General features: G+C 40.1%; 17 protein-coding genes. 5 read left to right on the forward strand and 12 right to left on the reverse strand.

Annotated features, from left to right (window positions below):
- Positions 1–274 precede the first annotated feature (274 nt).
- Genes FF105_RS10455 through menB form a run of 3 tightly spaced genes read right to left on the reverse strand, consistent with a single transcriptional unit; the run spans position 275 to position 3,127 of the window.
- Positions 275–1,459 (reverse strand): pyridoxal phosphate-dependent aminotransferase, encoded by a 1,185-nt coding sequence (locus FF105_RS10455; RefSeq protein WP_010275880.1) that lies wholly within the window; start codon positions 1,457–1,459, stop codon positions 275–277.
- A gap of 14 nt (positions 1,460–1,473) precedes the next feature.
- The gene (locus FF105_RS10460; protein WP_010275883.1) at positions 1,474–2,265 is read right to left on the reverse strand and encodes a carbon-nitrogen family hydrolase; all 792 of its coding nucleotides are present in this window, start codon (positions 2,263–2,265) and stop codon (positions 1,474–1,476) included.
- A gap of 28 nt (positions 2,266–2,293) precedes the next feature.
- Complete coding sequence (gene menB, locus FF105_RS10465; RefSeq protein ID WP_010275888.1) at positions 2,294–3,127, reverse strand: 1,4-dihydroxy-2-naphthoyl-CoA synthase; 834 nt, start codon at positions 3,125–3,127, stop codon at positions 2,294–2,296.
- A 34-nt stretch (positions 3,128–3,161) separates the two neighbouring features.
- On the opposite strand from menB, the gene FF105_RS10470 reads away from it, so the two are divergent.
- A complete protein-coding gene (locus FF105_RS10470) occupies positions 3,162–3,536 on the forward strand; it encodes a PaaI family thioesterase (RefSeq protein ID WP_010275891.1) in 375 nt (124 codons plus the stop codon).
- 63 nt (positions 3,537–3,599) lie between these two features.
- On the opposite strand, the gene asp3 is transcribed toward FF105_RS10470, so the two are convergent.
- Genes asp3 through asp1 form a run of 3 tightly spaced genes read right to left on the reverse strand, consistent with a single transcriptional unit; the run spans position 3,600 to position 7,625 of the window.
- Positions 3,600–4,622 (reverse strand): accessory Sec system protein Asp3, encoded by a 1,023-nt coding sequence (gene asp3 / locus FF105_RS10475; protein ID WP_010275895.1) that lies wholly within the window; start codon positions 4,620–4,622, stop codon positions 3,600–3,602.
- On the reverse strand, positions 4,622–6,142 hold the full coding sequence (asp2, locus tag FF105_RS10480; RefSeq protein WP_010275899.1) for an accessory Sec system protein Asp2: 1,521 nt from the start codon (positions 6,140–6,142) through the stop codon (positions 4,622–4,624). Before asp2 ends, asp3 begins: the two co-directional genes overlap by 1 nt.
- A 10-nt stretch (positions 6,143–6,152) precedes the next feature.
- Positions 6,153–7,625, reverse strand: a complete 1,473-nt coding sequence (asp1, locus tag FF105_RS10485) for an accessory Sec system protein Asp1 (RefSeq protein WP_010275902.1) — start codon at positions 7,623–7,625, stop codon at positions 6,153–6,155.
- 223 nt (positions 7,626–7,848) lie between these two features.
- Here asp1 and FF105_RS10490 point away from each other — a divergent pair, with 223 nt between their 5' ends.
- A complete protein-coding gene (locus FF105_RS10490; protein ID WP_228935037.1) occupies positions 7,849–8,721 on the forward strand; it encodes a GHKL domain-containing protein in 873 nt (290 codons plus the stop codon).
- Positions 8,702–9,403: a LytR/AlgR family response regulator transcription factor gene (locus FF105_RS10495; RefSeq protein ID WP_010275910.1), complete on the forward strand. Its 702-nt coding sequence runs from the start codon at positions 8,702–8,704 to the stop codon at positions 9,401–9,403. Before FF105_RS10490 ends, FF105_RS10495 begins: the two co-directional genes overlap by 20 nt.
- Positions 9,404–9,447: 44 nt before the next feature.
- Here FF105_RS10495 and gyrA read toward each other — a convergent pair whose 3' ends face one another.
- The 6 genes from gyrA to dnaA all read right to left on the reverse strand — a co-directional run bounded on the left by gyrA (position 9,448) and on the right by dnaA (position 18,569).
- Positions 9,448–11,997, reverse strand: a complete 2,550-nt coding sequence (gene gyrA / locus FF105_RS10500) for a DNA gyrase subunit A (RefSeq protein ID WP_290046860.1) — start codon at positions 11,995–11,997, stop codon at positions 9,448–9,450.
- A 66-nt stretch (positions 11,998–12,063) separates the two neighbouring features.
- Positions 12,064–14,076, reverse strand: a complete 2,013-nt coding sequence (gyrB, locus tag FF105_RS10505) for a DNA topoisomerase (ATP-hydrolyzing) subunit B (RefSeq protein WP_139968479.1) — start codon at positions 14,074–14,076, stop codon at positions 12,064–12,066.
- Between the two features lie 46 nt (positions 14,077–14,122).
- Positions 14,123–15,247 (reverse strand): DNA replication/repair protein RecF, encoded by a 1,125-nt coding sequence (gene recF / locus FF105_RS10510; RefSeq protein ID WP_010275921.1) that lies wholly within the window; start codon positions 15,245–15,247, stop codon positions 14,123–14,125.
- On the reverse strand, positions 15,229–15,678 hold the full coding sequence (yaaA, locus tag FF105_RS10515) for a S4 domain-containing protein YaaA (RefSeq protein ID WP_010275924.1): 450 nt from the start codon (positions 15,676–15,678) through the stop codon (positions 15,229–15,231). Before yaaA ends, recF begins: the two co-directional genes overlap by 19 nt.
- Positions 15,679–15,858: 180 nt before the next feature.
- Positions 15,859–16,992, reverse strand: a complete 1,134-nt coding sequence (gene dnaN, locus FF105_RS10520; protein ID WP_010275928.1) for a DNA polymerase III subunit beta — start codon at positions 16,990–16,992, stop codon at positions 15,859–15,861.
- Positions 16,993–17,222: 230 nt separating this feature from the next.
- Positions 17,223–18,569, reverse strand: coding sequence for a chromosomal replication initiator protein DnaA (gene dnaA / locus FF105_RS10525; RefSeq protein WP_010275931.1), 1,347 nt, complete (start codon positions 18,567–18,569; stop codon positions 17,223–17,225).
- A 600-nt stretch (positions 18,570–19,169) separates the two neighbouring features.
- On the opposite strand from dnaA, the gene FF105_RS10530 reads away from it, so the two are divergent.
- Entirely contained in the window at positions 19,170–19,793 is a 624-nt protein-coding gene (locus FF105_RS10530) for a carbonic anhydrase family protein (protein ID WP_010275936.1), read from the forward strand.
- A gap of 165 nt (positions 19,794–19,958) precedes the next feature.
- A complete protein-coding gene (locus tag FF105_RS10535; protein ID WP_010275940.1) occupies positions 19,959–20,897 on the forward strand; it encodes an AEC family transporter in 939 nt (312 codons plus the stop codon).
- Positions 20,898–20,937 lie beyond the last annotated feature (40 nt).

The raw sequence follows: 20,937 nt of genomic DNA on the forward strand, positions 1-20,937 counted from the left end.
TACGAATTGACTTCGCAAATTTGTTTTTGTTACCTAAGTAACAGCCACAGATTCGTTTGTTCAAAGTTTTGTTCAGTTTTCAATGTGCTACTTATTGCCCCTTGAGACAACTATATTATCTTATCACCTTTTGCTCGCCTTGTCAACTACTTCTTTCGTTGACTTTTTTTCGCTCGCGTCGGTGCCTCTTAGACAACTATTAAAACTATACGCTCTTTTTTCCCTTTGTCAATACCTTTTTGAGGTTTATTTAATTATTTTTTCAATAAGTCCATTACTGTCTAAAAATAGCCAATTGACTAATTCGTTCAGCGGCTTCTACTAAGCGCTCCGCTTCAACTGTCAAGCCCACACGGACGTAGCCTTCGCCACCATCACCAAATCCAGATGCATCTGCAACAGCGACATTAGCTTCTTCCAGTAATAGATCTGCAAACGAACTTGACGTATAACCCTCAGGTACTGGCATTAAAACATAAAAAGCACCTTTAGGTACATAGGGGGTCCAGCCAAATCTGGTCACTGCTGCAACAAATTCATCCCGTCGCTTCTCATATAAAGCAACTAAGTTCGAGACCGATTCTTGACGGGCTGTTTGATTTGCCAATGCTTCAATCGCTGCATCTTGTACCGCTGGAAAAAGTGATACAAATAAATGGTCTTGAATCAGATTAAGTGCTTCAATCATCTCAGCATTACCTACTGCAAACCCAACACGCCAACCAGCCATATTAAAGGTTTTTGAAAATGTATATGTTTCAATTCCCACTGATTTAGCGCCTTTTGTTTGCAAAAATGACAATGGCTTTTGACCGTCAAATCCAATAGCGCCATAGGCAAAGTCTGATACAATGCCAACTTGCTTTTCTTCAGCAAAAGCGACCGTATCAGTATAAAACTTGGCCGTTGCAACCGCCCCTGTCGGATTGTTTGGATAGTTTAAATAAAGAAACTTCGCCTCTTCAGCTATTTTATCATCAATATCATGATAGTCAATCAAAAAGTCATTCTCTCGCTTGAGCGTAACAGATTCATATCTTACTCGTCCCAGCGCTGCCCCTGACAGATAATCTGGGTATCCTGGATTAGGTAACAAGAGCAATTCTCCCGGATTCATTAATGCCCAAGGTAATTCGACCAAACCAATTTTTGATCCAGCTAAAATGGCTACTTCCGTGTACGGATCGATGGTGACACCATATTCATCCTGATAAAACTGGGCAATTGCTTCCTTGAAGCGCAGTTCGCCACGAAAAAGCGAATACTTATGATCAGCTGGCTTTGCTGTTGCATCCTGCATCGCTTTGACAATATAATCCGGCGTGGGTTGATCTGGGTTACCTTGTCCCAAATTGATGACATCATACCCTGCCGCAATTTTTGCGTTTACTTTTGCCACTAATGAGGCAAAAAATTGTTTTGGAAGCGTTTTTAGTAAGTCAGATTCTTCAAAATGCATTTTCTTTACCTCGCTTAACGGTATAAATCAGGACGACGGTCGCTAAAAACCGGTATCTGGCCACGGATTGCTGTTTCATCAGCAATATCTATGTCAGCTATGACTAACATATCATCAGCATCCGTGCCTTGCGCTACAATGTTGCCCAATGGGTCAATTACTAGTGAACGACCACCAAAAGTATTGTCTCGGTCACTACCAACACGATTTGCAGCAACAACAAACGCTTGATTTTCAATTGCGCGTGCTTGTAATAAAATTTGCCACTGCGCAATACGTTGTATTGGCCATTCTGCTGACACATACAAAATTGCTTGTGGACCGCTTGACATCATGGTCCGTACCCATTCTGGAAAACGAATATCGTAACAAATCACACCAGCTGACAAGACACCTGCCAATCCGAATGTATTCGGTTGGCTACCTGCAGCAATATATTTTTCTTCGTTCATTAAGCCAAATAAATGCGCCTTATCATAACGTGAGACTTGTTGCCCTAACTGATTAAAGACAAACATTGTGTTGAAAAATCGCCCATCACGCATTGTTGCAACCGAACCACCAACAATATTGAGTTGATATGTTTTGGCTAATCTGGCTAATAAATGACGACTCCGTTCGCCGTCATTGTCTGCTAGTTGCGGCAAATCAGTCAGTGCATAACCAGTGTTCCACATTTCAGGGTAAATTAAAATATCTGCCCCTGCCTCAGAAGCTTTCTGAGCGTATTTTGCCACGGTTTGTTCATTTACCTCAGGTTGTCCTAAAGCAATATTCATTTGTGCAATAGCAACTTTTAACGTCATAACAGCTCATTTCTCAGTGACAGTTAGATTAAGGAAACTTAGGATATTGATCAAAATCTGGATCGCGCTTTTCTTTAAATGAATCACGACCTTCTTTGGCTTCATCTGTGGTGTAGTACAACATTGTTGCATCTCCAGCAAATTGTTGCAAGCCAGCTAAACCATCCGTATCTGCGTTCATAGCCGCTTTAATAAAGCGCAAGGCAGTTGGTGATTTTGTCAGCATTTCATCAGCCCATTCAATTGTCGCTGTTTCAACTTCTGCCAAAGGGACAACACGATTAATCCAGTTCATCTGATAAGCTTCTTGCGCAGAATAGAAATGGTTCAAAAACCACACTTCTTTTGCGCGCTTATGACCAATAACACGCGCCAAATAACCTGAACCATATCCAGCGTCAAATGAGCCGACCATCGGACCAGTTTGTCCAAATTTTGCATTGTCAGCGGCAATTGTAAGATCCGCAACCAACTGCAAAATATTACCGCCACCAACAGACCACCCTTTGACCATAGCAATAATTGGTTTTGGAATAATTCGCATGAGACGTTGCAAATCAAGTACGTTAAGACGTGGAATACCATCAGCCCCAACGTAACCACCATTGCCACGCACTTTTTGATTACCACCAGAAGAAAACGCTTGATCGCCAGCTCCTGTCAAAATTATAACGCCTATTTCAGCGTTGTCACGAGCTAATGTAAAGGCATCAATCATATCTGAAACCATGCCAGGTGTAAACGCATTATGAGTTGACACGTCATTCATTGTGATTTTGGCAATTTTACCAGGTTTCTTACCATCTGTGTTTTTTTCAAACAAGATTTCGTCGTATGTTTTGATAGCTTTCCAAGTTGTCATTTGTTATACTCCATTCAGAAGGGAAATTAGTTATATGAATATTATAGAACTTTTAGGCCTAAAAACCACATTATTAGCTGCAGAAAAAACAATTGTTGAAGTTGACGTCACCGATAAGCTGATGCAACCCTTTGGCATTGTTCATGGCGGTATCAACGCCCTCTTAGCCGAAACAGCTGCCTCATTAGGCGCTAATGAAGCTAATGACGACAGTCAGATACCTGTTGGTGTTGATATCCAAGTTGCGCATTTAAAGGCCGTCTCGCAAGGTCATTTAATTGCAACGGCCACGCCACTATCAGTTGGTCGTACGTTGCAAGTATGGGATGTTAAGATTCGTGAAAGTATCAAAAATGAGCTAACCAGTACTGCCACTGTAACGCTGATCAATAAATCCCGACCTGTTTAAAAAGTCAGTTGTATTTAACCTATGCTGGAAATCTTTCAGTCTAGGTCAAACACAACTGACTTTTTATTTAGTGAACCATTGCGCTAATTTATTGACTTTAGGTTGGCGAGCAGCAATTTCAGCCGCACGGGCCAGTTCTTCATCAGTCAATGTTTCATAAGGTAACATCTCTAAGCGCTCATATTTTGGTCGATTCACAACCAGACGTGCAATATAGTTTGGGGCAATTGGATTGCCTAACGCGCGTACACCGTCAATCGTTCGTGTAATGGCCCAACCAGTAATACCGGGATCAAGTTGCACATCATCAGTGATAATGGCCGTACTACCTTTGATGATTTGCTGATAGTACAAGGCCGCATAGCTTGAAACGGGACCGTACCCGACAAATTCAATATTACGAGCATGTACGTCGCGGCGTGCATTTTTAAAGGCAGCCATCAGGCTGTCTTGCCGATAAAAACCAGCTTGTAAATGGTCACTTGTGACAAATAAAACCCCTTGCTGTGTCACTTTAATTTTGTCTGTCATGTAATCAGTTACTGCCGCTTCCGGCTCTGAAAAAATAACACGCAATGTTTTACTGACAATTTTAGCTGGCTTTTGTAAATTTGTATACACACCGGGCGCAATTTCTTGATCGTTTTCACTTAAAACACCCGTCATTTTTTCTCTAAGCAAAAAATCATGAAAAACAAAGTTGCCTGTACCTGCAGATACCAGATCGACGGTATAAAAATGATACTGATCCGGTACTTCAATCGTCAACTGTTCCGCATTTTTACTAAATGTCTTAATGACCTGAAATTGTTCATCAAAAAAAGTGATACTTAGATAGGCAAACATGCGCTCACTCATGTCAATATGACGGATTACTTCATAAGTTTTTCCTTGCTGTAATCGTGGTAAATCCGCTATCGGTTTGTCATTTAAATCATGACGTTGTGACTGCCAACGAGCAATAATGTGGCCACTTGGCAAAAAATAGTGTTCATAGAACACCTCATTCAATGCTCGAAAATCAACTGTTGCCCCTTGTAGTGCCAGTAATTGTGTTTGCGGTTGCCAATAAATTTGATATTGCATTATTCGTCCTCCGCTAGCCGATTGTCTCGCAATTGCGTCAACTGTGTCATCATAAAGTCAACCATTTCATCAATCTTTTCATTATGATAACCCGCTTCAACCTGATGCGTTAATAAGGCATGATGTGTGTCAAGATAATCAAGTAATTCAGGTAAGCTGTCGCCATCATAATTATCTTGTGCCATCGTCAGTAACGCTACTGTTGTAGTTGACCAGTCCACAGTGCTAATATGTCGCCAAAGCTTCTGATTCAGAGCTTCAGTATCATTTGGTCGCACGTATCCTGTCAAGTGACGTCGAACATCTAATGTCCAGTCTTGATTGTATTGATGAGCAAATTCTGCATCAGCAGTTAATGTGCCTAAATTAATAATTGGTTTAGCTAACACCAGTGCACCGGGTTTAATATCCCCAGCATAATACATCGCTGGGTAACTGCCCATTGAATATCCTGTCAAAATGACATCTTGTGATGTTAAATTAAGTTCCGCCATCGCCCGTTTAATGATGTCAATCACTGTTTGTTCATAGGCTGGCGACCCAACATCAAATGCACCACCTTGCATACGAGCATCTGTAAACAGCAAATACGGAACACCTAATTGATTAAAAGCTGATGCCATCTCAAAACCATCGACATGTAATCGTGCCCCTGAAAAGTTGACCACTAATGGTTTAGGCAACGTCCCTGGATTGAAATAAGATAATACTTCCTCGTCTTCTGATGTTAATTGCCACTGACCACCAGGTAATAAATGTCCCAAACCGTGACGAGAACGACGCTGGTGAACAACATGAAGCGTTAACTGTCCTTTGCCACTGCCTAAAACAATTATTTGATAGCTGTCATAATCAGCAGGCGCTTGAACCTGCGTCATTCGCCGCAAAGCATCCCCTTTAATCATGTCTTGCTTCAAAATGTCACCATCGCGATAAAAGATGAATAGCAAAGCTGCAGCGGCTGTCCCCGTTTGACGATAATCTAGCCAAATTTCGTTGGTTTGATTAGCAATGAAGTCTGTTGTAAGTGTCTGTAATGTTCCAATTTGTTGCCATTCTGAGCCAAAATCACCGTCGAAGCGCGCCAAAAAGCGACCCATACGACTAAAATGAATGCCACTTGGTACTGTTGGTAAAAACTGTGTTTCGCTAAAACGTGTCGAAAATCCCTGTTGCCCACCATAGAGGTCGGTTAAAATACGCTTTGACACGGACTCTGGTGTTGTTTCACTAATCGCAAAAGCACGTCGCTCATTTAATATTGTTTGAAATTCAGGAGCAATCTGGGTAGCAAAATAAATCACCCGAAATGCTGGCCACTCCTGAATCTGACTAGATAATAAAGAACTTTCTAACACATCATCAGTCAACACAACATAAGTTTGTTCAAGGATATAAGGGTCCTTTTGTGTCGCTAAAAAAGTAGGCAAATCAAAAATAGACGTGTAGTGCCAATCTAATGGTGCAGTAATTTCTGGCGTCCAATCGATGGCGCCAATTTGTAAAATAGATGTTGTCATATATGCCCCGTTACGATTTCAATTTATTAAAGATTTGTTGCCACTTTATCCAAAGCATTTCACTATTTGTCTCTTTAGCCAGTTCACGCGCTGCACGCTGTGTTTGATTAAACTTATCTTGATTATCCAAATACATGGGTAACACGTCTTTTAAATCAGTTATTGCTGCCAACTGTTGTCCGTTTTCTTGTGGCACTAAATAAGACGTTGCTACTAAATTAATTTGTGGGACTGAAAATGTTAATGCCAAGGACTGTAAAAATTGGTCCGGATGCTCATCAAGGTCTATTAGTACGCGTGTCTGCGCCATTAATTGTTGTCGCTTTATTTCATTTTGAGACGCCAAAATTTGAAAACGTACTTTAAAGGCTGCTTGGCTATCATCGTCAATTAAACCATGTTCATTCTTAGCAGAGAGACTGGCTTGGTCTACCATAGCCTGAATTTCTGGATATAACATCGTTGATTCAAAAATAATTGTCGTACTAAAATCATTTGCTAATAGATCAATTAATTGCGTCACCACAACTTTCTGATCCGTTAGTGACATTGATTTAGTAGTCCAATAAATCTTTTTAATCGGATTCACCATATCATTTGCAGTTAATTCAACATGATTATCAGTGGAAAACGCAGGAATAATACTAATATTAACGTCATCTGACACTTGCTGCGATAAATATTCTCGATCGGCCGGTGTTTGAACAACATTGAAACCGGATTTATCATGTCCTCCATCTGCCATGGCTTCATGGTCATTAGCCGGCCAACTCATGACGACAGGTTGAGAAAATGACCACGATTGAATGATTTCACGATTTAACTCACCACTGGCCATAATCACATTGTCCAAATCTGGTATTGCGCTCAGATGTGATTTCAAAACAGCTTTAACTAGACTATTAATACTGTCAAATTGGGTTTGTGTCGTCCAATTTTGTTGTGTTGTCACTTGCCCTGTTAAACAGTCTTCTTGGATGGCAACTTGCCCACTGGGTGTCAAATAGTCTCGACGTACAAGATTATCTTGTTCAAATGTCAGTACTTGTGACACAAAGCCACGATCATCCAAAATCAAACGTTGTATGAGATGATCAGCTTCGTACAAATCAATATGATCAAGCGATGCATCCGTTTTTGGCGTCAAATAAACTGTCGCATAATGTTGCTGATTGACAGTCACTAATATTTGCCCTTGGAGTCTCACAAATAGAGCCCCACTGGGCCAATTTAAATCCGCTAATGCTAAAGGTAACTGTGCTTTCAAATCAATGTGTTGTAATTGATCAAATGCCGACCAGACATTGGCTAATTCCAGTTGTGCACTGGCCAATAATAGTCGTAATTGTGGTAAATAATCAAGTACAACTAATTCAACTGTCTGTCCTTGCGACAAAAATAATTGTGCTTGATGTCGACTGTCATTAAATTGTGGAACGACCGCATTTGCCTGATGCCAGTCTGGAATAATATGAATTTTCAATCTTTTTACCTGCCCATCAGCATGTACTTCAGAACTGCGGTAACTCGTACCGCTACACTGCTTCCATTATATCAGGTTTCTAAAATGAACTTCATTGCGCCTTTTTAACAAATTATAAGCAATTATGACTGATATGACGTATTATTTTTTAGTGATTATTATTGATATTTTATTCATTTTTAATTCATTTATTTTATTGTTATGATTATATATGTGCAATTTTATGAATAGAGGTATCGTTTTAATGGTTCAAGCACTCATTGCCTTACTATGCCAACCAAATTTTTCACCTTGCTACGTCATTGATATCTTACTCATTTTGATGCAGCTTATTTTACTTTCGAGTGAAGCAAAATTTTTATTAGTTTTTTTGCTCGTTTTTCTTATTAATTGTCTTGTCATTGCATTTTTTCGTCACCGTCATTTACTATCCCAAAAGCAACACGAAATAGCAATCACACACGATTATACGCAATCCCTAGAAAAAGCAAATGAGGATTTCCGGTACTTCAAGCATGACTATCAAAATGTATTAGCGAGTTTAGCCTTTGCTATTCAAAACGGTAATTTACAGGAAGTATCCTGTGCCTATGAAACACTAGTGTCAAGTAGCTTAACGACATTACCAAATCAAAAATCTTTCAACATCCATTTAATTGGCGACTCAAATTTACGCAGCTTATTACTAGTGAAGCACCGAATGGCTAGTGATACTGGTGTTTCATTTTCAATAGATCTACTAACAAGGTGTGAGACTCAAATCAGTCTAAGCCTATATCGTTCAATTGCTATTTTACTTGATAATGCTATTGAAGCAGCTGAAGAAACACAAAATAAATTAGTACGCTTAACTTTGCAAACTCTCAATAACGAACACATTATTCAAATTATCAACAGTATCGACCAGCCATTTTCAACCAATCATCTCACCCGATCAGGGTTTTCTAGCAAAAAAGGTCACAGCGGCATTGGCTTGACGTTTGTGAAGCATTATGTGAACCATCAACCGGATGTTTCACTGCGCACGACGGTCAGCCACGATACCTTTACACAAACTCTCACTTTTGGAGCGACTAATGAATTTTTACATCCTTGAAGACGACCCAATTGGACAGCAACGAATTCAGCATTATCTGCCAAGCAGTTTTATTACTGATTCACCAACAAAACTAATCACAGCTCTAGCAGCAGATCCCCATCCAAAAATTATTTTGCTTGATTTAGAAATTAAAGGTCTGCTGCATGCTGGTATTAATACGGCGAAAATGATTCGTCAAACTGATTGTATTTCTCCGATCATTGTTATTACGACTCATGATGAACTATCATTACAAATCTTTCAATCGCATATTAGTGCACTTGATTTTATCCAAAAAGCACAACCTGAAACACAATTTGGTAAAAAGTTGCAGCTTGCTATTCAAATGGCTTATCAACGATTAACTCAAGTTGACCTTAAAATGCCGGTCTGGCTGGCAATTCACAATGGTGTACACACCGAAACCTTTGATTTGAATACAATTTCTCATGTTAGTAGTAACAACGGGCGTCACTATATCAATGTCCATCAATCAAATATCACGACCCAAATACGAAATACCATTAAACAAATCAGCCGTTACCACGATAAATTTCTTCAAGTTCACGCTTCTTTTTGTGTCAATCAGGACTTCATTCAACAATATCAATGCAAAGACAAAGTTCTTTTGTTAACCACTGGTGATTTACTACCTGTTTCACGTCGTTTCAAGCATAATTTGTCGTATCTTCAACCATGATAAAAAAGAGTATCTCACTATTAGTGAGATACTCTTTTTAAATGTTATTCTGCATCATCTTGTGCACGATCTAATAATTGTGAGACTTGGTCAATCTGTTGATTATCAAGTGGTGCATTGTCAGATGTTTCACGTGAAACATCTTCATCTGCTACTTCTTCTTGCTGATCAACTTTTGCCAAAGTGGCAACTTGCGCCTCGTCTTCAAGTCTAATCAAACGGACACCAAGTGTTGCACGACCAGTTTGACTAACTGAATCTACGCTGAACCGTATCATCACCCCTTGGGTAGTCGTAACCATAATGTCTTCTTGTCCATTGACAATTATCATACCGGCCAAAGGCCCATTTTTCTCTGTAATATTAGCCGTTTTGATACCTTTACCACCACGACCTTTAATGGGATACTCGCTAACAGGTGTTTGTTTACCATAACCTTTTTCAGTAATCACCAACACGTTATCATTCTCGTGTAAGACATCAGACCCAATTACCCAGTCACCTTCACGCAAACGAATACCACGCACACCCGCAGCGGAACGACCCATGACGCGAACATCCGCCTCCGCAAAACTAACTGAATAGCCATTGTGCGTTGCAATGATAATATTTTGTGTCCCATCAGTAATTTCAACAGATAGCACTTCATCATCATCATGTAACGTGACAGCTTTTAGACCATTAGTACGAATATTTGAAAATTCGCTCACTGCCGTACGCTTAACAACACCTAAGCGTGTAACAAAGAATAGGTAATCTTTACTTTCACTGGCTTCACCACGAACATTGACCACTGTTTGAATTTTTTCGTCACCTTCAAAATTCAAAAGATTCACAACGGGAATTCCTTTGGCTTGGCGCCCATACTCAGGGACTTCATATCCCTTCATACGATAGACTTTCCCTTTGTTGGTAAAGAACAACAGCGTATCATGCGTTGATGTTGCAACCATTTGATCGACGAAATCTTCATCATGGACGTTCATGCCTTGCACGCCACGACCACCACGATTTTGTGATTTGAACTCAGCAGTTAGCACACGCTTGATATAACCACTGTTTGTCAATGTCACAATGACATCTTCTTCTTCAATGAGATCCTCATCTTCAATGCTCATCACATCGCCAACTTGTAGTTCGGTACGTCGCGCATCACCGAATTTAGTCTGAATTTCTAATAACTCATCATAAATAATTTGATCCACGCGTTCTTCATGTGCCAAAATATCCTTCAAATCAGCAATTAGTGCAACAAGTTTTTGATATTCATCCTCAATTTTGTCGCGTTCCAAACCTGTCAGACGAACCAGACGCATATCCAAAATGGCCTGTGCCTGTTTGTCAGATAACGAATAATCAGCAATCAATCGTGTTTTCGCGATTTCAGAAGTAGCTGACGCACGGATAATACTGATAATGGCATCAATATGATCCAAAGCAATGCGCAAACCTTCTAAAATATGAGCACGTGCTTGCGCTTTTTGCAAATCAAAGGCAGTACGGCGACGAATGACGTCACGCTGATGCGCTAAATAAGCAACAAGAATTTCTTTCAAACTCATTGTTTTTGGTGCGCCATGATCAATCGCTAACATATTGAAGCTAAAGCTAGTCTGTAACAAGGTTTGCTTGTACAAATTATTTAAAATAACGCTGGCTGAGGCATCACGACGGACGTCAATAGAAATTCTCAGTCCTTCACGGTCTGATTCATCTCGAATGCCGGTAATGCCGTCAATTTTCTTCTCACGAGCGAGTTCAGAAATTCGCTCAATCAAACGTGCTTTATTGACTGCATACGGCAATTCAGTCACGATAATTTGTTCTTTGCCGTTTTTTGTTGGTTCAATGTCAACTTTAGCACGAACAGTCACAGTACCGCGGCCTGTTTCATAGGCACGCCGAATACCAGACTTTCCCATAACAATACCGCCTGTTGGAAAATCAGGCCCGGGCAATGCCTCCATCAAATCTGCAGTCGTTGCTTCAGGCTTTTTCATCAAAATATGAAGCGCCGAGATAACTTCCCCAAGATTATGAGTCGGAATATTGGTAGTCATACCGACCGCGATACCAGTAGCACCGTTAACCAATAAGTTAGGGAAACGCGCCGGCAAGACTTCAGGCTCACGCTCTTCACCATCATAGTTGGGCACAAAGTTGACCGTATCTTTATTCAGATCCCGAACCATTTCCATGGCAACTTTACTTAATCGTGCTTCGGTATAACGCATGGCAGCAGCGCCATCCCCATCCACAGAGCCGAAGTTACCATGCCCATCAATCAACATGTGTCGATATGAGAATGGTTGTGCCATACGAACCATTGATTCATAAATAGCCGAATCACCGTGCGGATGATATTTACCCATGACATCACCAACGATACGCGCTGATTTTTTGTGTGGTTTATCTGGTGTGTTACCTTGTTCAATCATCGAGTATAAAATACGACGGTGAACCGGCTTCATGCCATCACGAACATCTGGCAAGGCACGCGCCACGATAACTGACATAGCGTATGACAAGAATGATGTTTTCATTTGTTCTGACAAATTCGCATTTTTAATGCGACTATCATTTGATTCAGACATGCTGCTTAACTCCTTGTAAGTATTTTGAATGATATTACATTACGTAAATCATCTGGATGGCAATTATTAAATATCCAAGTTCTCAACAAAGACAGCATTGTCTTCAATAAACTTACGACGTGGTGGTACATCCCCACCCATTAACATATCAATAACTGCTTCGGCTTCTTCAGCATCAGTTGGGTCAACACGTAGCAAACGACGATTCTGCGGATCCATGGTTGTATCTGCTAGTTGATCGTAATCCATTTCCCCTAGTCCCTTATAACGTTGAACTTTTGGTTTAATATTAGATGGCAATTGTGACAGATAGTCTTCAAGTTCTTCATCAGAATCAATGTACGTCATTGATTTATTATTGCCTAAGGCAACACCGTAAAGCGGTGGCTGCGCAATATAAATATAGCCTGCGTCAACAAGTGGTCGCATATAACGATAAAACAGTGTTAACAATAGTGTTCGAATATGGGCGCCATCGACATCGGCATCTGTCATAATAATGACTTTGTGATAATTGGCTTTTTCAACATTAAAGTCATCACCAAATCCAGTTCCCATTGCTGTAAACAATGATCGAATTTCTTCGTTGGCTAACACACGATCCAATGAGGCTTTCCCAACATTTAAAATTTTGCCTCGAATTGGCAAAATAGCTTGCGTCAAACGGTTACGTCCTTGCTTAGCTGAACCACCGGCTGAATCACCCTCAACAATAAATAATTCTGAAATTTCAGGATCATTTGAGGTATTATCAGCTAATTTACCTGGCAAATTACCAATTTCCAAACCAGATTGTTTGCGTGTCATTTCGCGTGCACGCTTGGCAGCCAATCGTGCTTTTTGGGCTAAGACACCTTTTTCAACAATTTGCTTGGCAACTGCTGGATTTTCCATCATGAAACGACTGAACGTTTCTGAAAACATCCGATCCGTTGCTTGACGTGCATCGGAGTTACCTAATTTAGTTTTGGTTTGCCCTTCAAATTGTGGATCTGGGTGCTTGATTGACACGATAGCAGTCATGCCTTCGCGCACATCTTCGCCTGTCAAACTTTCTGCATTATCTTTAAGCTGACCATTTTTACGAGCGTAATCATTGATTACACGTGTTAAGGCTGTTTTAAAGCCAGTTTCGTGCGTCCCACCTTCATAGGTATTGATATTGTTAGTAAACGTCCGCAGATTGTCTTTAATATCGGTAGTGTACTGTAAGGCAGCTTCCACTACAATGCCATTTTCTTCACCCTCAACGTAAACAGGTTCAGGGAAAATAGCAGTCTTGTCCTTATTCAAATAGCTGACGTATTCTTTAATTCCACCTTCAAAATGAAAGCTTTCAGAAACAGCTTCTTCAGGTCGATTATCTGTAATTGAAATACGCAAACCTTTATTCAAAAAGGCCAATTCGCGGACACGTGTTAGTAATGTGTTGTAGTTATAAACTGTTGTTTCACGGAAAATATCTGCATCTGGCTTAAAATGAACAATTGTCCCACGCTCAATAGTGGGCTTTTCCGTCAATTGCTTCATCGGCGTATTGACACGTCCCACTTTGAAATCCATGTAATAAACAGTATTATCACGAACAACTCTAACGTCCAAATCCGTTGACAAGGCATTGACAACAGAAGCACCAACACCATGTAATCCACCAGATACTTTATAACCGCCACCGCCAAATTTTCCACCGGCGTGCAATACCGTAAAGACAGTTTCAAGAGCTGGCTTACCCGTTTTAGTTTGAATGTCGACAGGAATACCACGGCCATCATCGGTTACCGTGATTGAGTTATCCTTTTCGATTGTGACCGTAATATGTGACGCAAACCCTGCTAATGCTTCATCAATCCCGTTATCAACAATTTCCCATACCAAATGGTGCAAGCCTTGCGCTGTGGTCGTACCAATGTACATGCCAGGGCGTTTGCGGACAGCTTCCAATCCTTCTAAAACTTGAATCTGATCAGCATTGTAAGCGCCTGCTGCTGCATGAACGGTGCTTGCTTGACGGATTTCGGTATCATCGGTTACAATGCCATCAATGTTCTCCAATGCTTCATTTTCGATATTCTCTGCCATATTATTAGCGTGTGAACAGATATAATCTGCGAACACATTCTCCTTTTTAATTTTCCGTTTCTAAGGTGATTTCACCATGTTTCACGTGAAACACTTTAGGCGTGTGAATCAGTTGTCGTGCCACATCAGTTAACGATGGCGCCGTGATAAAAGTTTGCACTTTATCTTGAATTGCCAACAAAAGGTGGGTTTGCCGATTCGCATCAAGTTCACTGAGTACGTCATCAAGCAATAATACGGGGTATTCCCCTGTTTCTTGTTGCATCAAATCAATTTCAGCTAACTTGACTGCCAATGCCGTCGTTCGTTGTTGCCCCTGCGAGCCAAAGACAGCGACATCATTGTCATTGACAATAAATTGTAAATCATCGCGATGTGGTCCTAAGAGTGTTGACCCCATCATAATTTCACGAGCACGTTGTTTCAGCAGCGCCGCTTCAAAGGCTGCTGTAACGCCAGCCAAATCATCCTTTTCCTCAAAATTAACTGAACTATTATAAACAAGATGCAACGTTTCTCTTTGATCTGATATTTCAGCATGAATTGGTTGCGCAGCTTGTTCTAATTTCTTTAAAAATGACTCACGTGCTAGTAAAATTTGCGCGCCAACATTAACAAGTTGTTCTGACAAAACATCTAAAAAGACGGTGTCCGTTGTTTGTTTCAGTTGCAAACGTTTTAAATAAGCATTTCGCTCTTTTAAAATACGCTTATACTGTGTCGTATTGTACAGATAAAGCGGGTTCATCTGACCAAACTCCATGTCAATAAATCGACGACGAACACTCGGTGCGCCCTTTACTAACTCCAAATCTTCAGGTGCAAACAAAATCACATTGAGTTGTCCAATGTATTGTGAAAGCTTGCTTTGTTCTAAATGATTAACGCGCGCTTTTTTGCCTTTATTTGAAAAGTTCAGTGAGAGTGGCGTGTTACTAATGGCGCGCTTCACGCGACCACTAATTGTTGCTTCCTTTTCAGACCACTGAATTAAGTCTTTGTCACTACTAGTTCGATGCGACCGTGCCAAAGCCAGAACATAAATACTTTCTAGTAAGTTCGTTTTGCCTTGCGCATTTTCACCTAAAAACACATTGACCCCATCACTAAATTCAAGTGTCAAATCACCGTAATTACGATAGTTTTTAAGGGTTAGCGACTCGAGTTCCATGAAGATGGTCCCTTTGGATTATTGCGTTTTGGTCGACCAAATCCGCCTGAACGTGTTTGATTTTTTCGGCGCATATCTGCAAAGCGGGCTTCTTTACGTGCCTTAGCGGCAGCCGCTTTCTGCGCTTTGATACGATCATCTCGAATGGTTTTTTTAGCATTGACTGCACGTGCTGCTTTTTGTGCATCAGCCTCAGCGATTAGTTCGTCGACATTTTCAGCCAACTCAATAAGATAACGCTCACCTTCAATCTCGATTTCATCATGATCGTAGAGTTTTTTACCACGTCGATTTTCTGTTTCTCCGTTAAGCAAAACCGGATGATCCATCAAATAGTATTTGGCTTGACCTCCTGAAGAAATGATATTTTCTTCTTTTAGGAGTTGCGTCAACGTGATAAATTCAGTTGTTATATGTACGGTTGTTGTCAAAGTGGCGCACGCTTTCTTCACAGTAGTTACATGTAGTATTATACCATTTTTTAAAGTCAAAATCTCAAAAAAACGGTCTAAAATTGCATATAAGCGATTTTAGACCGTTTGTGTGTAGTTGGTTTATTCTGCTTTAAACGGTTAATTTTAAGTTTTTAAGGGTTGTCTGATTGGATGCGATTAAAATGTTCGAACTGGTGTAATCAGTTGCAGTTGTTTATTATCAGTTTCACCGGCAGGTGTCAAAGTGAAAGGCCGCAAGTTACTTGTGAACTTAACATCAACACTTTTACCATTAAAGACACGTAACGCGTCACGGACATAATCAGGGTTAAACGAAATTTCTAAATCATCCCCATCAATTGTCTGTGCGCCCAACTCTTCTTTAACTTGCCCTACTTCTTGAGAATTACCAGTCAAAACAGCCGCACCATTTTTCAGCGATAGTTGGACAACGTTGTTACGACTTTCGTGACTCAGCAAACTAGCACGATCAATAGCACCTAATAATGCGCTAGCTTCAATCGTAATGGCTGTTGTACTTTCTGTGGGAATCAAGCGGTCTGTTTCTGGATAATTACCCTCTAATAAGCGGGTATAAAATGTTGTGTGCCCCAGATCAAATACAGCCTGATTTGCGGCTAATTTAATATCGACACGATCTTGACCTTCTAATAGTGATTGCAATTCATTAAAAGCCTTAGCCGGAATAATCACATCGGCATCAACATCGGCATCTGTACCTGTTAATGTCACGATTCGTTGTGACAAACGGTGAGAGTCAGTTGTCACTGCTTTCACACTATTCCCAGTCAGTTGTAAATGAATACCTGTTAAAATTGGCCGACTTTCTTGTGTTGAAGCTGATATTTTTGTTTGGGAAATAATATCAACTAATTGCGCTGCTGAAACACTCAAACTTTGAACGTCTTCCATTTCAGGTAATTGTGGATAGTTTTGAACATCTTGACCATTAATTGTAAAGGCTGAAGCGCCTGATGTAATAGCAGCCCGTAGGCCATCAATGGCTAATGTCATATTGTCAGCGGGTAATCGTTTAACGATATTTGTGAAAAAAGTTGCTGGCAATGTAATCCCACCGGGTTGCGTAATGACGAGTTGTGCACTTGTATCTGATTGTGGAATCGTTGTTTCAATTGAAATATCTGCATTAGATCCAGTAAGAATCAGTTCCTCATCATTTAAAACCAATTTGATATTTGTCAAAATAGGAATCGTTGTCCGTGATGAAATAGCACGTGACACATCATTTAAGGCTTTAATAAATGCTTGTCGATTAATTGTAAATTGCATAAATAGGCTCCTTTTTACTTAACACCACTATACCAGCAATATGTTCTTAATAAAGATAAAAGATCTAGTAGTAATAATAAGGGGTGTGGAAGTTGTGGAAAACTGGGATGTGAATAAAGACATGTAAGCAAATAGTTGTTCACAAACCTGTTGGAAAACTTGGTTATTTATTACCAGTTATACACACAGACATTCACCTCTCCTATTGCCACTATATCATGATAAGTGTGCTATTTGCCGTTTTTAATTTCGTCAGTCAGTGCGTCAAGCATCTCTTTAGTGCGTGGATCACTTTCTGACTTTTCGGTAATTTTTGTGGTGGCATGTAGCACACTAGAATGATCGCGGCCACCAAACGCGCGACCAATATCTGGCAAACTTTCATTAGTTAATGTTCGCGTGAGATACATAGCAACGTGTCGGGCTGTGACCAAATCCTTCTTGCGACTTGAACTTTTGAGATCATCAATCGTTTGCATGTAGTAATCGGCTACCACTTGCTGTATTCTCTCAACTGTAATTTTGAATCCTTGATTAATGTTCAGGTCCCCTAAGATTTGTTGTGCCGTTTCCTTTGTTGCTGGCTTGTTCATATAGCGTAGACTGGCTTCAAATTTATGAAACGCTCCTTCCAAACTTCGGACGTTGGAGTCAATCTTTTCAGCGATTAATTCCAAAACATCATTTGGAATTGTTAGGCCATCTGATTCAGACAAATTTTGCAAAATGGCAACACGCGTTGGCAAATCAGGCTTTTGAATGTCCATCATAATACCCGCTTCAAATCGTGATGTTAATCGCGTTTGCAAATCGACTATTTCCGTTGGTAACTTATCGGAAGTCATAACGATTTGTTTACCATTTTTGGTGAGGACATTGAAGGTATTGAAGAATTCCTCTTGAACCTTCTCCTTCCCAGACCAGAATTGAATATCATCGACTAATAATAAATCAACAGAACGATATTCTTGTTTAAAAGCGGCAGTTGCCCCATCACCAGCTCGCAAAGATTCGGTGAAATCATTCAAGAAATCTTCAGCAGTGGCATATTTGATGTGTGCTGACGGTGTTGAAGCCGCATAAGCGTTACCAATGGCTTGCATCAAGTGGGTTTTCCCTAGTCCAACACCACCGTAAATCAAATAAGGATTATAGACTTGTCCGGGTTCATCAGCGACTGCACGCGCCACAGCGTAAGCATTTTCATTACCTGAACCAATGACGAATTTTTCAAATGTAAAGTCAGGATTTAAATCTGATTCCCGTGTAAACGGCAAGTTATCAAGCGTTGGTGCAGCAGCTGTCGTTTTTGGTTGGGCAATTTGAAGGTCTGGCTTGATAAAGCCATCAGCGATGGTCATGGCAAATTGGACAAAATCCATTGAGTATTCGCGATCCCATTGATCGATGATATCTTGCGCCATGTCGCTTGGGACAGCTAGCGTCAGACTAGTATCTTCCAGTGTTACTGGTTTGAGTGGTTCTATATAGGTAGAAAAAGTCACACGACCGAGTTTTGTGAAAAATTCAGCTTGGACTTTAGACCACAGTTCTTCTTTTGTGATTGGTTTAGTCACGTATCTCTCTCCTAAAAGCGTTCAAGTCAAAAATGACGATCAGACACTGATTAGATTTAGCGTCGATCATGGATTGAACTGACTGTGTTTCTAAAAGTTTAGAAGCAGTAGCAAAGATAATTATAACAATAAGAAAACGAGTTTTCCACAGGGTAACGACAACTTTAGAGAATATCAACAGTTGTGGACAACCAAAAGGGGTGAATGTGGACAATGAGACGAACAAATGTGTGGGTTATCCACACATCAACATGATTATACACAGCAAAACGTGTGAAAAGACAATATTTGAGGTTGGTTATCCACATTATCCACATGTTAACGTGCACAACTTGTGGATATGTGGATAACTTGTGTAGACCGTTGTTTATAAAAAATGCTAAACCCTTGCTAATCAACAGCCTAGGGGATAAATATGGATAAGCCTGTGAATGTAAAGGAAAGTTTAAGAAACTTAAATTTTAAATATTTTCCAGAAAAAACGTGTTGATGCATGTGAAAAAATAGGCAAAAGGAAGGGGACATTATTATAAAAAATGCCCCTAATTTTTGGTAAGAGAATAAAACTTTTAATGGTAGAATAGTGCAAAGGAGAATGACATGCGGCATTTAGATTATACAGAACAAGAAAATTGGCGTCAGCCAGATGATACAGCTTATCAGTCACCAATCGACATTGCGACGCAGTCGGTTCAACCTCAAGAAACTGGGAAATTTGCAATTTCTTTCCAAGATGAGGTGCAATACGATGATCGTGAAATAGGCGAGCAATTCCTAGTTCATGGGCAGTTACGCCTTGATGATCAAATTTGGGAACTTGAACGCTTTCACTTTCATGATGGGGCAGAACACTTGGTTAATGGCCAACGACATGATGTGGAAACACATTTTGTTTTCCAACATGGGGACCAAACTTTAGTAGTGGCTAGTTTTGGGGATGTTAGTGCCAATGAGAAAACTGGTGCAGTTAAAAATATCTATGACAATCAGGTTAATGCGGCAACTTTGATGCGTTTGCTGCCAAATAACCATAGTTATTTCCACTATGTTGGCTCACTGACAACACCGCCAATTCGGCATGATATCCAATGGCTTATCTTGACTGAGCCTGTGGCAATTTCAGCAGAAGATAAAGCAGTATTACACGACCATTATCCAGATAATTACCGTGAGATTCAATCAATTAATGAACGCGTTATTACTTATTACAATGACAAAAATTAAGACAATTGTGAGACCTACTAGTTTGCTGGTAGGTTTTTTATTTGCATCGAAACGGTTCTATGTTTCACAGAATTTAAAAATTTCAGATGAAAATCATAGCGGTAAATGATATGATAACATGTGAATGTTTTTAATTTAAATCTCACATTTTAAAGAGGCGATGTTTTGGCTGTTTTTTTTCAAAGTATACAGGGTGTTTTAGTCATTTTAGTGATGATTGCCATTGGCTATTCCTTGGCAAGTGCTAAGTGGTTTACCGACAAAAGTGGACAAATCATTGCACGGATTGTCACACAAGTGGCTTTGCCAATGTACATGGTTAATACCATTACGCAAGATTTCACTAAAGATGAGTTAGGGCGCTTGCTGCCAGATATTAAATTTCCAATTATTTCAATGTTGGTGTTATTTGCAATTTCTGTGGCATTTGCACGGGTATTAGCAATTCGTAAAAACAGACGTGGTTTGTTTCAGTCCATGTTTTTTAATTCAAACACGGTGTTTGTTGGCCTACCCATCAACATGGCGTTGTTTGGCACTAAAAGTTTGCCGTATGTGTTGGTTTACTACATGATTAACACGACTTTCTTTTGGACACTGGGCACTTATTTAATTCAACGAGATGGTGAAGGAGAGTGGCGTTTTGATATCAAAACAACCCTAGCAAAAGTATTTTCACCACCGTTGTTGGGATTTGTGCTAGGTGTTTTGCTGGTTGTTTTTCGAATTCAATTACCCACGTTTATTGCCTCTGATTTACAATACGTAGGTAGTTTAACGGTACCATTATCAATGTTTTTCATTGGTATAGCCGTGCAACGTGCCGGATTACGTAATCTAAAAGTGAATAAATACAGTCTTGGCATTTTGTTCGGGCGCTTTATTTTAGCGCCAATGGTGATGTTTTTATTGTTGTGGAAAGCTGATGTACCAATCTTGATGAAGCAAGTCTTTATTTTGCAGTCGGCAATGCCTGTGATGACTAATGCGCCAGTAGTTGCCAGTTTGTACGGTGCGGACGCGGATTACGCGGCCATTATGGTAACGGAATCGACGATCTTGAGTTTGATTGTTGTGCCAATTTTAATGACGATTATTAACTAACTATCAAAAAGGTAGCCACATATTTGTGGCTACCTTTTTG

The sequence above is a fragment of the Leuconostoc sp. UCMA20149 genome (assembly GCF_030400235.1).
GTDB classification, from domain to species: domain Bacteria; phylum Bacillota; class Bacilli; order Lactobacillales; family Lactobacillaceae; genus Leuconostoc; species Leuconostoc pseudomesenteroides.